The sequence below is a fragment of the Marinilabiliales bacterium genome, from assembly GCA_007695015.1.
In the GTDB taxonomy this organism is placed as follows: Bacteria; Bacteroidota; Bacteroidia; order Bacteroidales; family PUMT01; genus PXAP01.
This window is the reverse complement of the sequence record REEN01000115.1, coordinates 1-17,531: the sequence shown is the minus strand read 5'-3', so window position 1 is coordinate 17,531 and position 17,531 is coordinate 1. Positions and strand designations below refer to the sequence as shown.

17 protein-coding genes are annotated in these 17,531 nt (G+C 49.3%); 12 read left to right on the top strand and 5 right to left on the bottom strand.

Annotated features, from left to right (window positions below; all coding sequences use genetic code 11):
- The first annotated feature begins 4 nt into the window (after positions 1-4).
- On the top strand, positions 5-1,357 hold the full coding sequence (locus tag EA408_13650; protein ID TVR68283.1) for a glucose-6-phosphate isomerase: 1,353 nt from the start codon (positions 5-7) through the stop codon (positions 1,355-1,357).
- 348 nt (positions 1,358-1,705) lie between these two features.
- Entirely contained in the window at positions 1,706-2,638 is a 933-nt protein-coding gene (locus EA408_13645; GenBank protein TVR68265.1) for a fasciclin domain-containing protein, read from the top strand.
- A 167-nt stretch (positions 2,639-2,805) separates the two neighbouring features.
- Here EA408_13645 and EA408_13640 read toward each other — a convergent pair whose 3' ends face one another.
- Both EA408_13640 and EA408_13635 read right to left on the bottom strand, forming a co-directional pair.
- Entirely contained in the window at positions 2,806-4,296 is a 1,491-nt protein-coding gene (locus EA408_13640; protein TVR68282.1) for a Na+ dependent nucleoside transporter, read from the bottom strand.
- Between the two features lie 122 nt (positions 4,297-4,418).
- Entirely contained in the window at positions 4,419-5,033 is a 615-nt protein-coding gene (locus EA408_13635) for a hypothetical protein (protein TVR68264.1), read from the bottom strand.
- A 252-nt stretch (positions 5,034-5,285) separates the two neighbouring features.
- Here EA408_13635 and rplU point away from each other — a divergent pair, with 252 nt between their 5' ends.
- From rplU to ruvC, 6 genes are all read left to right on the top strand, one after another.
- Positions 5,286-5,600 (top strand): 50S ribosomal protein L21, encoded by a 315-nt coding sequence (gene rplU / locus EA408_13630; GenBank protein ID TVR68263.1) that lies wholly within the window; start codon positions 5,286-5,288, stop codon positions 5,598-5,600.
- 15 nt (positions 5,601-5,615) lie between these two features.
- Complete coding sequence (locus EA408_13625) at positions 5,616-5,873, top strand: 50S ribosomal protein L27 (protein TVR68262.1); 258 nt, start codon at positions 5,616-5,618, stop codon at positions 5,871-5,873.
- A gap of 311 nt (positions 5,874-6,184) precedes the next feature.
- Positions 6,185-7,462, top strand: a complete 1,278-nt coding sequence (locus EA408_13620; protein TVR68261.1) for a serine--tRNA ligase — start codon at positions 6,185-6,187, stop codon at positions 7,460-7,462.
- 4 nt (positions 7,463-7,466) lie between these two features.
- Positions 7,467-8,399 (top strand): DMT family transporter, encoded by a 933-nt coding sequence (locus EA408_13615; protein TVR68260.1) that lies wholly within the window; start codon positions 7,467-7,469, stop codon positions 8,397-8,399.
- Between the two features lie 108 nt (positions 8,400-8,507).
- The gene (locus EA408_13610; protein ID TVR68259.1) at positions 8,508-9,800 is read left to right on the top strand and encodes a hypothetical protein; all 1,293 of its coding nucleotides are present in this window, start codon (positions 8,508-8,510) and stop codon (positions 9,798-9,800) included.
- Positions 9,801-9,895: 95 nt separating this feature from the next.
- The gene (ruvC, locus tag EA408_13605) at positions 9,896-10,468 is read left to right on the top strand and encodes a crossover junction endodeoxyribonuclease RuvC (GenBank protein TVR68258.1); all 573 of its coding nucleotides are present in this window, start codon (positions 9,896-9,898) and stop codon (positions 10,466-10,468) included.
- Positions 10,469-10,492: 24 nt separating this feature from the next.
- Here the strand turns inward: ruvC and EA408_13600 are convergent, their stop codons facing one another.
- The 3 genes from EA408_13600 to EA408_13590 all read right to left on the bottom strand — a co-directional run bounded on the left by EA408_13600 (position 10,493) and on the right by EA408_13590 (position 12,861).
- Entirely contained in the window at positions 10,493-10,732 is a 240-nt protein-coding gene (locus tag EA408_13600; GenBank protein ID TVR68257.1) for a hypothetical protein, read from the bottom strand.
- Positions 10,733-10,890: 158 nt separating this feature from the next.
- Positions 10,891-11,337 carry a hypothetical protein gene (locus tag EA408_13595; protein ID TVR68256.1) on the bottom strand — a complete coding sequence of 149 codons (447 nt, stop codon included), beginning with the start codon at positions 11,335-11,337 and terminating at the stop codon, positions 10,891-10,893.
- Between the two features lie 90 nt (positions 11,338-11,427).
- Positions 11,428-12,861 (bottom strand): hypothetical protein, encoded by a 1,434-nt coding sequence (locus EA408_13590; GenBank protein TVR68255.1) that lies wholly within the window; start codon positions 12,859-12,861, stop codon positions 11,428-11,430.
- 161 nt (positions 12,862-13,022) lie between these two features.
- Between EA408_13590 and EA408_13585 the strand changes: the two genes are divergently transcribed.
- From EA408_13585 to EA408_13570, 4 genes are read left to right on the top strand one after another with little or no spacing between them, the layout of a single operon-like run.
- Positions 13,023-14,153: a glycosyltransferase family 1 protein gene (locus EA408_13585; GenBank protein TVR68254.1), complete on the top strand. Its 1,131-nt coding sequence runs from the start codon at positions 13,023-13,025 to the stop codon at positions 14,151-14,153.
- Positions 14,154-14,156: 3 nt separating this feature from the next.
- Positions 14,157-14,762, top strand: a complete 606-nt coding sequence (locus EA408_13580) for a ribonuclease HII (protein TVR68253.1) — start codon at positions 14,157-14,159, stop codon at positions 14,760-14,762.
- 51 nt (positions 14,763-14,813) lie between these two features.
- Entirely contained in the window at positions 14,814-16,967 is a 2,154-nt protein-coding gene (locus EA408_13575; protein TVR68281.1) for a S46 family peptidase, read from the top strand.
- Positions 16,968-17,015: 48 nt separating this feature from the next.
- Entirely contained in the window at positions 17,016-17,492 is a 477-nt protein-coding gene (locus EA408_13570; GenBank protein ID TVR68252.1) for a ribonuclease HI, read from the top strand.
- Positions 17,493-17,531 lie beyond the last annotated feature (39 nt).

Here is a 17,531-nt window from a genome sequence, read left to right as displayed (position 1 = left end):
TATGATGAAGAATCTTGAAGTTAATATCGAAAATGTTTTTCCATTTATACCGAAAGAGACACTGGACGGCTATGAGGAGCTTACAAACTACCATATACGCCATCTGCACCAGCGCACCGGCAAAGGGGCCAATTTCCTTGGCTGGCTTGACCTGCCCTCTTCGATTACAGAAGAATCTCTGAAAGAGCTTGAAGATCTTGCAGCCGGGCTGAATAAGAAGATCGATGTCATGGTGGTAGTGGGGATCGGCGGCTCCTACCTGGGTGCTAAAGCGGTCATTGACGCCCTGACGCACTCCTTCGGCATGTGCACCAACGGCGGCAGGAAGTTCCCGCGCATAGTATTTGCCGGGCAGAATATCAGCGAGGACTACCTGGGCGAGCTGGTCGACTTTTTAGATGGGATATCTTATGCCATTACGGTTATCTCCAAATCCGGCACCACGACCGAACCTGCAATAGCCTTCCGTATTCTCCGCAACCACCTTGAGAAGAAATACGGGCAGGAGGAGGCCGGAAAAAGGATCATCGCCATAACCAGCGCCAACAGGGGCGCACTAAGAAAACTGGCTGACCAGAGGGGATACAGGTCATTCGTAATTCCTGACGACGTAGGGGGACGGTATTCACTTCTTACCCCGGTTGGAATGCTTCCCATAGTGCAGGCAGGTTTTGACATCCGGCAACTGGTTGCCGGTGCAAGGAAAATGGAGGAGATGACCGGTCCGGGAACACCATTTTGGGATAATCCCTCTGCATTGTATGCCGCCGCGAGGAATGCACTGTACCGGCAAAGTCCGAAAAACGAGATACTGGCCAGCTACCACCCCAAACTGCTTTATTTGGCTGAGTGGTGGAAGCAGCTTTACGGCGAGAGCGAAGGCAAGGAGAAGAAGGGTATTTTTCCTGCAAGCGTGAACTTTACGGCCGACCTTCACTCGATGGGCCAGTATATACAGGAGGGTCAGCGCAACCTCTTCGAGACGGTGATCTCAATAGAGAAACCGGTGCGGAATGTTGAAATACCTGAAGAGGCGGATGACGGCGACGGTTTGAATTTCCTTGCAGGCAGGAGGATCGATTATGTAAACAAGATGGCTGAGCTGGGTACGATGCTGGCCCATGTTGACGGCGGGGTGCCGAACATCCTCATCAAGCTGCCGGAGCTGAATGAATACTATCTCGGACAGCTTATGTATTTTTTCGAGAAGGCCTGCGCCATAAGCGGTTACCTTATGAATGTCAATCCGTTTGACCAGCCGGGCGTCGAGGCCTACAAGAACAATATGTTCGCGCTGCTCCGTAAACCGGGCTTCGAGGAGGAGACCGAGCTTATTTACAAGAGGCTGGAAGCCTGAGGTTTGCAAATAATGGGGCGATTGAAATAACGGCTTGCCGCGTCCATTTTCAGGAGACCCTGCACTGCGGTGCGGGGTTTTTTCATGCCGGCAGCCTGCGGATGGCTGTCGTGACATTGTTTATTGAAATATTTTGTTGCATAGACAAAAAATATTTTATAAAAATGTTAAATCAGGAGTAATTCGACAAAAGACCCTCTAATATAGAGATTTGATCATAGGAATATGTTGATTGATTATTGCGGAGCACAACAAATGTTTAATGAAAAATAAAATAAAATGAACAAATGCAGTTTGGCGATGTTTGTAGATTAAAATAATCCAAATAAAAATTAAAAGACTGCAATCATGAAAAATCAAATTCTGAGTTACAAAGCTCTGATAGTATTACTGGGATTTTTTGTATTTTCATTTTCTTCCTGTGAAGATGACAATGATACAGGTCCTATAGATGAAAGGCCTGAAACTGTCGTAGATATAGTAGCAGGTAGTGATGATCATACTACGTTGGCCGCTGCTCTTACTGCCGCTGGCCTCATTGAAACGCTTCAGGGGATGGGCCCCTATACTGTGTTTGCACCTACAGACGCTGCATTTGCTGCATTGCCTGATGGCACTGTTGAGTCACTTCTTGAGGATCCCTCAGGGGCGCTGACCGACATTCTGCTCTACCATGTTGTTGCAACCAAAGCCATGTCTGGATCGTTGAGCAACGGGATGAAGGTTCCTACTGTATTCGGAGATGAACTTACAATCAGCATAACCCAGGAGGGAGTCTTTATAAATGATGCAAAAGTTACCGTTGCTGATATTGAGGCAGAGAATGGTGTTGTGCACGTTATCGATGCTGTTCTTATACCTGAGGCACCCAAGCCTGCCACAGTTGTTGACATTGTCGTTGGCAGCGAAAACCACACCACGCTCACTGCCGCTGTTGTTGCAGCCGGACTTGCTGATGCTCTTTCGGGAGAAGGGCCGTTCACTGTATTTGCGCCGACCGATGCCGCATTTGATGCTCTTCCGGCAGGCACAGTGGAATCTCTTCTTGAAGATCCCTCAGGCGATCTGACCAACATACTTCTGTACCACGTAGTAGCAGCAAAAGCTATGTCGGGCGATCTTTCAGACGGCGATGATTTTGAGACCCTTTTCGAGGGCAATAATATAACAGTGTCGATAACGAACGGTAACGTGTTCATTAACGATGCGCAGGTTACCGTTGCTGATATTGAGGCAGAGAATGGTGTTGTGCACGTTATCGATGCTGTTTTACTGCCCTGACCCGGCAGCCGGAATAATCCGGATAAACCCTGCACTGCGGTGCGGGGTTTTTTTATGCCGGCAGCCTGCGGTAGTTTTTGTGCCGGGAGCTTCCGGCACATTTTTCCCGTTCTTTAAGGGACAGTATAAACCCTGCAGTGAAGGCTGTCACATTTGCCACGGGGTTGCTAACCAAGAATTACCCCCACAATGGTGGCCGACATGAGGGCTGCAAGGGTGCCGCCGAGCAGCGCCCGTATACCGAACTGCGACAGCAGCACCCTCTTGCCGGGGGCAAGTGATCCTATACCGCCTATCTGTATCCCGATGCTGGCAAAGTTTGCGAAGCCGCACAGCATGTAAGTGGCTATGATTATTGATTTCGGATCTGCAAAGGCGCCTGCTTCCTTCAGCTGGGCGAGACTCACATAACCTATGAACTCGGTCATGATGACCTTCTCTCCGAGCAGTCGGCCCAGCAGGGTTATGTCGGGCAGGCTGACACCAATGAGCCACATAACAGGGGCAAAGGTGTAGCCCAGGATGAACTGCAGTGAGAGCCTGTCATACTGTCCCCCTGTCATGCTGCTGATCGCAGAGTTGAGGGATGTCCAGTCGCCTATCTTGCCCACTATGAAGTTGAACATGGCAATGAAGGAGATAAATACCAGCAGCATGGCAGCTACGTTGACAGCCAGGCGCAGCCCCTCGCCCGTGCCCTTTGATATGGCGTCAAGGATATTGCTGCCTATACGGTCCCGTGAAATCTCCATAGTCTTGTCTATTTTCTCGGTCTGCGGCACCAGTATTTTGGATATGACGACCGCCCCCGGAGCCGCCATTATCGACGCAGCAATGAGGTGCCTGGCAAAAATAAGTCTCTGCACCGGGTCATCACCGCCTAGAAAACTGATGTATGCTGCAAGTACGCCACCTGCCATTGTTGCCATACCTCCGGTCATGACAAGCAGTATCTCTGAGCGTGTCATCTTTTCGAGGTAGGCTTTGATCATGAGCGGTGACTCGGTCTGCCCCAGAAAGATGTTGCCTGCAACGGAAAGGCTCTCTGCACCTGAAATACGCAGTGCCCTGGTCATAAGCCATGCAAGTGCGTAGACAACTTTCTGTATGACCCCCAGGTAGAAAAGAAGGCTGGTGAGGGCTGAGAAAAAGACTATCGTGGGCAGGACCTGGAAAGCAAAGAGGTACCCGTATGTCGAGGTATCGAGGAAGCCCTCAAACAGGAAATCGGTTCCCGCCTTGGAGAAATCGAGCATCACAACGAATATCTTTCCGACGTACTCAAAGAAGCTGTGCACTATGGGTATCTGCAGGATGCTGAACGCAAGTATGAGCTGAATAGCCAGTCCGGTACCCACCACCTTCCATGATATTGCTTTACGGTTGGTTGAAAATAACCAGGCTATGGCAATCAGCACCAGCATACCGAACAGTCCCCGAATCAGGGTCACGAAACTGAAGCCGAAATCATCGGGCGGAGGGAGGTCAACATTGTGGCCGGCAGCCGTGCTGGCTGATCCGGTGGCTTGCTGCACAGGCTCCTGCCAAGTGGTATCATCAAGAAGCGAGGCATCCTGTGCGGCCGGCCCGCCACCCGGCAATGTGCCATCCTGTCCGGCAACACCATCACCAATTTCCGGCGGGGTGGCTTCCTGCATACTGGCAGCAGTGATTGGACCGGCCGAATCAGTTCTCTGCAGGGCATATACGGAGGTAGCGGACAGCAACATAAGGCATGCTGCCATAACAATTAAAATAGTCCTTTGCATATCTTAAAGATTTACGATTTCTTGTTCCTGTGGTTGATCTCGTCCCTTATGTCGGATGCCTTTTCGTAGTTCTCGTTTTTGATCGCATCCTGAAGCATCTCTTTCAACTCGCTCAGGCTGAAGTCCCGCAGTTCATCTCCCGGCTTTCTTTTTCCTGCCTGGGGATCGGTGAATATTCCGGATGAGGCTGAACTGCCTTCTTTTGTCTCGGGCTCGATATCAATTACTATACCGGACTTGGCAAGTATCTCTTCGGTGGTATATATGGAACAGCTAAAACGCAGCGCCAGGGCAATGGCATCGCTGGTGCGGGCATCGACGGTCATCTGTTTCTTGCCGTCATCGCATATTAGCTTGGAATAAAAGACACCCTCTTCAAGTTTGTAGATATTGATCTCAGCAATCGATATGCCGAATGCTGAGGCAAAACTCAAAAACAAATCGTGTGTAAGGGGGCGTGGCGGCTTAAGCCCCTCCAGCTGGATGGCAATTGCCTGTGCCTCAAAGCCACCTATTATGATCGGGATCCGCCGTTCTCCTTCTTCCTCGGCCAGCACGAGGGCATAAGCTCCCGATTGTGTCTGGCTGTATGATATCCCTAGTACGTTCAACTTTATCTTGCTCATAACGGCGCCCTGATATTTACTTAAACCTCTCTGCGAACAATAAAATTATCCCGAAACTGGTTTATATCGATTGTAAATTTAACAATCAATTTATAAAAGCAAAAGCGAATTAACTTTTTAGGGAGAAAATAACCCGGGCCGTCGGACGGCTACTTTAGCCGGTGAAAATAATAGTGGTAAAAGTTTGTAATTCAGTCAAACTTTTTTACTTTTGCACTCCCATTAATAATAATCGTAGTAATATTTCATACAATGTACGCAATAGTAGATATAGCAGGGCAGCAGTTCAAGGTGGAAAAGGACAGCAAGCTTTATGTCAACCGCCTGGAAGGTGAAGAGGGCGCTGAGGTTGATTTTGACAAGGTTTTGCTGATCGACAACGACGGCAAGGTAAAGGTAGGGACCCCCGGCGTTAAGAACGCTGTTGTAAAGGCCAAGATATTGACCCATCTCAAGGGAGACAAGGTGTTGGTATTCAAGAAAAAAAGAAGGAAGGGCTATCAGAAGCTGAACGGTCACCGCCAGCTTCTTACCCAAATACAGGTCGAAGATATAGTAACGAAATAATAAAATCTCAGAGAAATGGCTCATAAGAAAGGAGTTGGGAGTTCAAGGAACGGTCGCGAATCAGAAAGCAAACGACTGGGAGTAAAGATATTCGGTGGTGAAGTATGCAAAGCCGGAAACATCATTATCCGGCAGAGGGGTACGAAACATCATCCCGGACTTAACGTTGGGATGGGCAAGGACCATACTCTTTTTTCCCTTATTGACGGCAAGGTTGTTTTTAAGAAAAAGAAGGGAGATAAATCATTTGTTTCCGTAGAGCCTGTGTCCTGATAAGGAAAACAGCCACCAGGGAATAATCTCCTGAAAAACTGCGATCCCGGATGGGCGGAGTATTCAGGGGATTTTTTTATTTTTGGAACTGGCGAGCATGGCAGCGCCTGATGAACCTGGCCAGGTCTGGCAAAAATGGCTTGTTCTGACGAGGATGGCCGGGTCTGGCAAAAATGGCCGGGACCGGCAAAGGAGCCGGTGACTGACGAGAATGGCCGGAACCTGCAATGGGTCCGGGTTCTGACGAGAATGGCCGGGGCTGCTTATAATCACCGGGGACTGCCGGGACCTGAACTTCAAAAAAAATCGATATGTTGTCTGTCAGAACTATTAACGAGAACCCTCAAATGGTGGTTGAACGCCTTAAGGTCAAGAATTTTGAGTCCGAAAGGCTTATTGATGAAATAACCACCCTCGACACCCGGCGCCGCCAGATCAAGTCGGCGCTGGACACAAGCCTGGCCGAATCCAACAGGATCAGCAAGCAGATAGGCCTGCTTTTCAGGGAGGGCAAAAAAGAGGAGGCCGGCAGGGCAAAGGAACAGACATCTGAAATCAAGGAAAAGATAAAGGAGTTTCAGCAGGAACTGTCAGTGACAGAATCCCGGCTTAGTGACCTGGTTGTGCAGTTACCCAATGTTCCCCATGATTCGGTGCCCCCCGGGAACACTCCGGGTGACAACAAGCTGGTCAGGGAGGGAGGCCGCAGGCCCTCTCTTGACAAGGATGTACTGCCTCACTGGGAGCTTGCGCGCAAGTATGATATAATAGATTTTGAGCTGGGCAACAAAATAACCGGTGCAGGCTTCCCGGTATACAAGGGGAAGGCTGCAAAGCTTCAGCGTGCCCTGATAAGCTTCTTCCTTGACGAGGCGGTGAATGCCGGATATACTGAAATAATGCCGCCGGTGATGGTGAATGCGGATTCTGCATTCGGAACCGGGCAGTTGCCTGATAAGGAGGGGCAGATGTACCATGTAGGCCAGGATAATCTTTACCTGATACCTACCGCGGAAGTACCGCTGACAAATATCTTCCGCAACGAAATAATACCGTATGGTGAACTTCCGCGAAAGCTTACATCCTATACTCCCTGTTTCCGGAGAGAAGCAGGATCATGGGGCAGGGATGTCCGGGGTCTTAACAGGCTGCACCAGTTTGATAAGGTCGAGATAGTGGAGATAGCGCATCCGGAAAGTTCCTATGAGCGGCTTGAGGCCATGACCTCATATATCGAATCGCTGGTGGTGAAACTGGAGCTGCCATACAGGATATTGCTTCTATGTGGCGGTGATATGAGCTTCCATGCATCGAAGACCTATGATTTTGAGGTTTTTTCGGCCGCGCAGGAGAAATGGCTGGAGGTGAGCTCGGTATCAAACTTTGAAAGTTTCCAGTCGAACCGGATGATGCTGAGGTACCGTGAAAAGGATGGGAAAAAGATCAATAATGCCCATACACTTAACGGCAGCGCACTGGCACTGCCCAGGATCGTTGCTGCATTGCTTGAAAACAACCAGACACCTGAGGGGATAAGGATCCCCGGGGTGCTGGCCGGGCGGTGCGGTTTTGATATAATCGGTTCCTGAGGCGATGGGCGGCAACCGTCACCCCAAAAACCAGTCCAGGGCATACATGTATGCCGTGCTTGCAGTGGTTTTCTGGTCTACCGCGGCATCGGCATTCAAGCTTACACTTGCGCATACGGCCCCCCTTCAGATACTGTTTGTTGCGACCCTGACAAGCTGTGTTGCGCTGGCCGGTGTGCTTGCTATACAGGGCAGGTTCCGGCTATTGAAGCAAACCAGTGGCCGTGAATTACTCTATTCGGCGGCGATGGGACTGCTCAACCCGTTCATGTACTACCTTGTACTTTTTGAGGCGTATTCGCTACTTCCCGCACAGGTTGCCCAACCGCTTAATTTTACCTGGCCGCTCATGCTGGTGATCCTTTCGGTGCCACTGCTCAGGCAGCCCATATCACCGTGGAGCATCGGAACGATGCTGATCAGTTTTGCAGGGGTGTACCTTATATCTTCGCAGGGGCGGCCGTTTGACATGAGGTTTGCCGATCCTCTGGGGGTGTCGCTTGCACTTGGCAGCTCTGTTATCTGGGCCCTGTTCTGGATATACAACGTAAGAGATGGCAGGAACGAGGTTGTAAAGCTGTTTTTGTCATTCTCATTTGCTCTCCTGTTTGCGTCCGTGGCAATGGTGATGACTTCGGGATTCGGCGCCCTGAACTTTTACGGGTCAGCCGGCGGTGTTTATATCGGGCTCTTCGAGATGGGCTTTACCTTTGTTTTCTGGCTCAAGGCGATGCAGTATGCCGAATCGACCGACAGGATCAGCAATATGATATATATAACCCCTTTTCTGGCACTTGTTTTGATAGGGATTGTCCTGGGAGAACAGATACACCTGACAACGGTCGGGGGACTGGTACTGATAGTTGCGGGAATTGTTTTGCAGAAATTTATAACGCCGGCCGGAGCAGGGGCCGGTATAGAGGCTGATGGCCGGTAATGATGGATTAATTTTGTGATCAAAATAAATAAAGCGCGGAACCCGTTTAAACTTATTGCCGCGGTTATTTGTTTATCCAATGATAAACTATCCCTAATAAGGTATCTAATGGAAAGAAACAGATATATTTTTACATTTTTCCTGTTGCTCTTCTCAGCTTCGCTTGTATTGACCTCCTGCAGAAAGGATGAGGAAGATGACCCTGCCGATCAGCAGCGAATTGAAGAAAACACCCAGTTTTATGGTTTGATGCGCGATTGGTACTACTGGTATGACAAGATGCCCAACATAAACCCTGCCAACTACGCAAGCGTCTATGATGTGATGGAAGCGATAAGGCACAGGCCGCTTGACCGCTGGAGCTATATTACGTCCAGGAGGGAGTTCGAATCGTATTACCTTGAATCAAAATTCATTGGATACGGTTTCGGCTCAGCTTTTGACCAGGAAGGTAACCTGAGGATTACCTTCATATTCAATACTGTCGACATGTATGAGGAGGGTGTCAGGAGAAGCTGGATATTGCGTGAGGTGAACGGCACTGAAATTAAGCCGGGTGTTAATATCAACCAGCTTCTTGGTGCAAATGAGATCGGCGTTACCAATAACTTCCTTTTCGTTGACCCCGACGGGGAGCAGGTGTCAATGACGCTTGCCAAGGATGAGGTGTTCATGAATACCGTGCTGTACAAGGAGGTTATTGAATATGACGGCAGGAGGATAGGATACCTGGTTTTCAAGAATTTTACCACACCCTCATTTGATGAGCTGGAGGAGGCCGTTAATTATTTCAATACTGAAGGAATTGATGATCTGATACTGGATCTTCGGTACAACGGCGGAGGGCAGACCAATGTGGCGAATTACCTGGCCAGCATTATAGGGGGTGCTGCCGTTGCCGGAGAACCATTTGCCAAATATCTTTACAACGAAAAAAAGGCTGAGGAGAATAACTTTATTGACTCAATGAGTTACGAGGCTGTTAACTTCAATGTTGACCGGCTGATAACCATTGCAACCAGGGCAACTGCCTCGGCCAGCGAGATGGTTATCAACGGACTGAAGCCATTCATGGATGTCTATATTGTGGGTGACAACACCTACGGGAAGCCAATGGGAATGAATGCATGGTATTACGGTGATATTTATGCCTTTGTGCCTGTCACATTCAAGATTGCCAATGCCGATGACTTCGGTGATTACTTTGACGGGCTTGTAGCAGACTCCTATGTTGCCGACGACATAACCAGGGCTTTCGGCGATCCCGAAGAGGCTTCTTTGAAAGAGGCGCTTGAATTTATTGCTACCGGTGTGTTCAGCGGCCTGCCGCAGAAGAAGTCACTATACGTGCAGCCGTTTGAACAGATGACCGGAATCAGGGCGGAGATTGGTGCCCATTAGAATCTGAAGCGTTTTAAATAGCGGCCCGGTGAAACGGCCGTCTATCAGTTAACGGCAGCAGGTCTGTCATTTAATGGAATAAAAGGCCGGCGGATATGCCCCTTAAGCAAAAAGCACCGGAAAAGGAGAGGATAATACTCGGTATCGATCCCGGTACGACAATTATGGGCTACGGCCTCATTAAGTCCACCGGAAAGACCCCGGCCATGCTGGCACTCGGTGTTATCGAACTGAAGAAACTACCCAATCACTACCTTAAACTGCAGCGGATCTTTGAACGTACACTGCATCTTATCGATCAGTACCATCCCGATGAGATAGCCATCGAGGCGCCTTTTTACGGCAAGAATGTCCAGTCGATGCTGAAACTGGGCCGGGCCCAGGGTGTTGCCATGGCTGCAGGGCTTTACAGGTCGCTTCCCATATTTGAGTATGCCCCGCTTAGAATCAAGCAGGCTATTACAGGGCAGGGTGGCGCCTCAAAAGAGCAGGTTGCCATCATGCTGCAGAAGATCCTTGACATCCCGCAGTTACCCGGGAACCTTGATGCCACTGACGGACTTGCAGCGGCACTCTGTCATTTCTATCAGAACGAGATATTGCAGAAAAATACGGGCAGCAGCTCATGGAAGGACTTTATTGCCAGGAACCCTGACAGGGTCGGATAGCATCAGCAGGCAGTATTCCGGGGATCAGTTGCCCGAACCGGAGAAAAGATTGGGTTTATCATCAAGTCCGAACAGGGTGGGGTGATCATCGTCAAATTTCTTGAGGATAGCTGTTACAATGGTTTCGCGCATGAACCTGGATCTGTTGCTAACCCTGTATTTTTCACAGTAGCGGTTTATAGCCTTCATTTCACGGGAGTTGAGCATGAAGGACTGCCTGTGGATCCTTTTCATCTGCTCGTCTTTTTGCACTTTATTCTTCATTTTTAAAAAAGAATGCCGGTGAAAACTATTGTCCGCCGGGCAAACCGGTACGGTACATTTCCAAAAATACCGGTCCCTGATAAAAATTCAAAGAATAAGTGTGCATTAAGGGACTGATTGTTGATAATTCGTGTGGTTATCAACAAAATTCAGAGGCATCAGTATGGTTTCCACAGTTGCCAAACTATCTCAACCCCGTTCTCGTATCTTCTCAGGCGCAGGTCGGCATAGGCAAGCCTGGTGATATCCCACACCAGTGTGTGCTCTTCGGTAACACCATAATAAAAATGCATCTCAATCTGGTTCTTGTCATTCACGAACTTCCATTCCCCGCCCGGGCCGTATGTGTCCCACGGATTGTTGCCGATAAAGCCCTGCGACCAGTAAAGGTCGCCGTTCCTCCTCATATTGAGAGTGTGGCTTGCATACATGTCGGTCATGTCATTTCCGTCTTCGGTTACAAGCTCAAAATACCAGTTGCCTGTTACACGCTCCTTCTTGGAATATATACTGAACCAGGGCCCGTCCTCATATTTTTTACAGGAGAGAGGCAACAGTACCATTACTATCATGATAAGAAGTGCTGATCTGTTGATTTTTTGCATCTTAACAGTTGTTAGTTGAAACTCTGCAAATATAGTTACAATTCAAGATTATCATAACCCGGCTTATGCCGGAGAAACGGATCACTCCACTTAGAAAAGCGCCCCGGTTATTTCGCGGAGGCTTATCAGCTTAAGCAGCAGTGCTGCTGGCGGCCCGATTGCTGCAGTTACCAGGAAGCCGGCCAACGGACCGGGCACAAACATTCTTGCAAGGTAACCGGCCAAAACCAGTACTGTTATGAAAACGGCAAACCTGGCAATAAATTTCACAGACGGACTTAGGGCAAAAATCCGCATCACCAAAACCAGCTGTAAGGCCGCGGTAAAGGACTGGGTTACCATGCTTGCAAGCGCTGAACCCTGGGCCTGGAGGCGCGGGATCAATATCAGGTTCAACCCAATGTTCAGCAGGACGCTAAATCCGGCTATCAGGTTGAGATACCTGATATTCCCGTTTGCGGTCAGAAGAGATCCTGTAATGATCGAACTGCTTACAAAAACAAAACTTACCATCAGGTATCCGAACACCCCTGATGACTCCGCAGCATGTTCCCTGTAGAGCAGGTCCATTATCTCAAATTTGAACCAGTTAAGTGCAACTGCACCTGTAACAGCCGGTATAATAAGCAGCATGAATGAAAACCTGAAAAGTTGTTCCACCGGCTCCTTCTGCTTTATCATCTTTGCAAACATTGGCAGAAGGATCCCGGCAAACAGGAAACCGAGCATCGATGCCGCATCGAGTATGCGGAACCCCTGGGCGTATATTCCGGCCTGGAGCTTGCCGTCAGGCAGCATTCTTTCAAGCATAACCGAATCGGTGCGGTAGTAAAGCACCATCATAAGTCCCAGCAGTGCATAAGGATAGCTCTTTATCAGCATATTGCGGGTAACCGAAAGATCAAGCCGGAAATTAACGGCATCAACATGTCTTGAGAGGATGAGCAGAATAATTAGCGTGGTTATGAAGTAGGCCGCAGTCTGCGCGTAAACGAACCATTCTATCCTGAATTCTGAGCCTGTAACATTTCCCCAGAGCAGCACGCTGCAGATTATGATCATCAGAAAACGGTCGGTTACCGACACAATACTGTCAGTCCGGAAAAGCTGGAGTCCGCCGATATTGCTGCGAAGATAAAGGTTAAGCGTGTTCAGGGACTGGTTGAACAGGAGCACCAGCAGCAGTTTTACCTGCATCCATTTATATCCTATGAAATATGCGACGGTCAGACTTACGATGAAATATGCCAACAAAAGCATAAGCTTGAGTATGAGGATATTGGGCATCAATCTGGATAGAAGGCCGTGGTTTCTTGCAATGGCGCGGTTGTTGAAGCTTGCGATGCCCATATCCTGGATTATGTTCAACAACATTGAAAAGCTGAGCAACGAGAAATAGAAGCCGTATTCATTGGCGCCCACCGTGTTCTGTACCGTCAGGTCAATGCCAAAAACCCAAAATGGCTTGATCAGAAGGTTTAGAATAATTAATAATGTTAGATTTGTAAGGAATTTTCGCTTCATAAGACCAGGATGACCGGATAAAAATAAGCATTAATATTGATAATGGCAGTATCTGTAGAAAAGCGACGGACCTTTGCAGCCGGTGTGTATCCGGCATGTATGATAACCCTGCCGGAGCATTCGTTTCGAAAGGAGTGCAGCACATATTGCCGGCTTTTTGAATGAGGATAGCGGTAAATACACGATTGCTTTTGCCGGGCAAACTTGAAGGAATCGGATGGTTTGCCTGTGAAACGTTGAAAAGGATCACCAGGGACCACCCTGAGCATGATTTTATTTTTCTGTTTGACAGGCCATGGTCAGACGAGTTCTTGTTTTCCGGCAACATAACACCGGTCGTGGCGTCTCCGCCTGCCCGGCATCCTTTCCTCTGGTACACATGGTTTGAATATTCGATACCGGCTGTTCTCAGGCGCACCGGCGCAGAGCTTTTAATCTCCCCCGACGGGTATATCCCGCTGTCAACGGCCATTCCTTCGGTTGCGGTTATACATGACATAAATTTCATGCATCGTCCTGATTTCCACCCCTGGCTTACAAGGGCATATTACAGGAGGTATTTTCCACGGTTTGCCGAGCGTGCTGAGAGGATTGCCACCGTATCAGAATACTCAAGGAATGATATAATAAAGACATTCGGGGTATCTCCCGGAAAGGTCGATGTTGTTTACAATGGCGCTTCTGAGGATTTTGTTCCCCTTAACGGGGAAGATAAAGGCCTGGTAAAAAGAGACATTGCCGGCGGCAGCGACTATTTCCTGTTCGTGGGGTCCTTCCACCGGAGAAAGAATGTATCGGGGATGCTCAGGGCATATGATAAATTCAGGTGCAATACCGGGACCGATATAAAGCTGGTGCTTGCAGGAGAGCGGATGTACGATTACCCTGAGATGGAGAAGACCATTTCAGGTATGAAGTTTGCCGATGACCTGGTGTTTACCGGATACCTTGACCAGCTTGAGCTGCGCCGGGTCTACGGGGCGGCGGTGGCCCTGGTTTACATTCCCTTTTTCGAGGGCTTTGGCATTCCCCTTCTCGAAGCAATGAGCTGCGATACCCCGGTGATCGCTTCAAACCGCACCTCGGTGCCTGAGGTGGTTGGCAATGCGGCTCACATTGTTGATCCTGACGATCCCGTCGGTGTGGCTGAAGCGATGGCGCGACTGGCCAAGGACCCTGAATACAGGAAGGTACTTGTTGAGCGTGGCAGGGAAAGGAGAAATTTCTTTTCGTGGGATCAGACCTCACGGCTACTTTGGGATTGCATTGAGAAAGTAATCTCGCATATTTGAATTATGCTTAAGGGATATTACAGGGATGATGCCTTTGAAGCTGGCTGTGATGAAGCGGGCAGGGGTTGTCTGGCCGGACCGGTGGTTGCAGCTGCAGTTATACTGCCGTACGGCTATGAAAACAGTCTCCTGAAAGATTCAAAAAAGCTTTCACCACCAGGTCGTGAACGGCTACGCATACAGGTGGAGAATGATGCCGTTGCCCTGGGAATAGGGGTTGTCTCCAGCCATGATATTGACAGAATTAACATACTCAATGCCTCCATCCTGGCGATGCATCGCGCGCTTGACCGGCTTCCGGTCACGCCCAGGCATATAATAGCAGACGGCAACCGTTTTTCCTCCTACAAGGGTATACCACACACATGCATTGTAAAGGGTGATGCGCTTTATATGAGCATTGCCGCAGCATCAATACTTGCAAAAACATATCGGGATGGGCTGATGAGGGAGCTGCACCTGGATTTTCCGGTTTACGGATGGGATAGCAACAAGGGGTACCCTACAGTGAAGCATGCTGCAGCCCTGAGAGAACATGGTGCGTGTCCACATCACCGTAAAAGCTTCAGGCTTAAACCGGTTCAAACCAAAATAGAGTTAATGGTATAGACAGGTATTTTTTATTATTTATAATATCTTAGCCAGTATAATTAAATGACCATGCGTAAAATTATTGTTCTTGTAGCAGCACTGCTGCTTGTTTACCGCCTCAGCCTCAGGGCAGACGAGGGTATGTGGATGCTCCCGCTGCTGGAGCAGCTAAATATGGTGCATATGAAGGAACTCGGACTTGAACTGAGTGCTTCCGACATATACGACATCAACCGTTCCAGCATCAAAGATGCGATTGTGATTTTCGGAGGTGGATGCACCGGAGAGATGATATCTGAGAGGGGACTGGTTCTGACAAACCATCACTGCGGGTATGGTGTTATTCAATCACACTCCACCCTTGATAATGATTACCTGACTGACGGTTTCTGGGCCGGTTCGCCTGACGAGGAGATACCCTCTCCCGGACTGTCGGTCACCTTCCTTGTCAGTATTGAGGATGTAAGCGAAAAAATAAACGGTGCGCTTGATCCTGACATGGATGAGGAAGAGCGGTCACTGATAGCAGGGTTTATATCCAGGCAGCTGGAGCAGGAGGCTTCATCCGGCAACCACTACTTCGCCAGGGTGCAGCCTTTTTTCGGGGGTAACCAGTACTATATGATGGTTTATGAACGGTTTACCGATGTGAGGCTTGTCGGTACGCCGCCCTCTTCCATAGGTAAATACGGGGGCGACACCGATAACTGGATGTGGCCAAGGCATACCGGCGATTTTGCCCTGTTCAGGGTTTACAGCGGACCGGACGGGTTGCCGGCAGACTATTCAGGGGAGAACATACCTCTGAGACCCCGTCACCACCTGCCTGTCTCAACCAGGGGTGTTGAACCCGGCGATTTTGCAATGGTTCTCGGATTCCCGGGAGGCACAACCCGGTATATGACCTCTTTTGAGGTGGCCGATGTTCTTGATATTACCCATCCCAACAGGATAAAGATAAGGGGGCTTCGCCAGGATATCCTTCTGGAAGACATGCTGGCCAGTGACAAGGTGAGGATACAGTACTCCAACAAGTACTCCAACTCCAGTAATTACTGGAAATTTTCAATCGGGCAGAGCGAGGTGCTGAAGAGCCTTGGTATTCATGAACGCAAAAGAGAGATTGAGCAGGATTTCAAGGATTGGTACACAGCCGATAAACAGAGGGCCGGCGAATATGGCGATGCACTCTCGCTGATTGAGAATTCGGTAAATAACAGGAGAGAATATAATCATGCCATTCAGTATATCAATGAAGCCATCCTGCGCAGCTGTGAAATAGTGATGATGGCCAACCGCTCAAATAACCTTGAGCGGCTGCTGTCGGAAGATGATCCCGAGCCTGACGCCATCGGTTCTGCCGTGGAGATACTGAGAGGTGCGGCAGAATCCTTTTACAGGGATTATAACCCTCCGACCGACAGGAAAGTAGTGGCAACCATGCTTGAACTTTTTTACAATGATGTTGACCCAGCTTATCACCCTGATGCACTCGGGCAGATATACGATCAGTTCGGCGGTGATTTTCAGGCCTATGCTGATCACCTGTTCGAAGTCTCTGTTTTTGCCGGTGAGCAGAGACTGGCAGCTTTCCTTGAGGAACCCGCCGCAGGGGTGCTCGGCAGTGATCCTGCGCTGGTCCTTGCCCGGTCAACCTTCGAAAAGCTTGGTGAACTAAGGGAGCTTTCTCAGGAATACTCGAATGACCTGGGTCGCGGACAACGCCTGTTCATCAGGGGGTTAAAGGAGATGGACCCTGAAAGAACATTTTATCCGGACGCTAATTTTACTATGCGGCTCAGCTACGGTACGGTCGGCGGCTACCATCCCCGCGATGCCGTATGGTACGACCATTTAACCACACTTGGAGGGGTCATGGAAAAAGAAGATCCTGACGACCATGAGTTTATCGTTCCCGGGCGGCTGAAGGAACTCTACAGGAACCGGGATTTCGGGATGTTCGGACAGGATGGAAAAATGCCGGTCAATTTCATAACCAACAACGATATAACCGGGGGCAATTCCGGAAGCCCCGTCATAAATGCCCGCGGTGAACTGACCGGACTCGTTTTTGACGGGAACTGGGAAGCGATGAGCGGTGATATTGCATTTGAACCGGAGCTGCAGCGCTGCATAGCGGTAGACGCCAGGTATATACTTTTTATAATTGACAGGTATGCCGGGGCTTCGCACCTGCTGGAAGAGATGACGATAGTTAACTGAAACTGATCATGGCAACCGGCCACCGGGCCGGAAGCCGGTAAATTGTGTATGGCTGAAACTACTGAAATAACGGTTTATACCGACGGTGCCGCACAGGGTAATCCCGGCCCGGGCGGCTATGGAGTGGTCCTTATGTCCGGCAAGCACCGCAAGGAGATATCACAGGGATATAAGCTTACCACAAACAACCGGATGGAACTCCTTGCGGTTATCGTTGCCCTTGAAGCTCTGAAAATAGCGGGAAGCAGGGTGACTGTCTATACTGACTCCCGGTATGTTGCCGATGCCGTGGAAAAAGGCTGGGTATTCGGCTGGGAAAAAAAGGATTTCAAAAAAAAGAAGAACCCCGACCTGTGGAAACGTTTCCTTGAGGTATACCGCAAACATTCTGTAAAGTTTGTCTGGGTCAAAGGCCATGCAAACATCAGGGAGAATGAGGTATGCGACCGCCTTGCAGTCGAAGCAAGCAGATCACCTGATCTGCTTGAGGACAAAGGGTATGAACAGGATAACGGACTTCAGTAGCTAATTAATTTTTTTCTCTTTAGTGTCCATTACCGGACA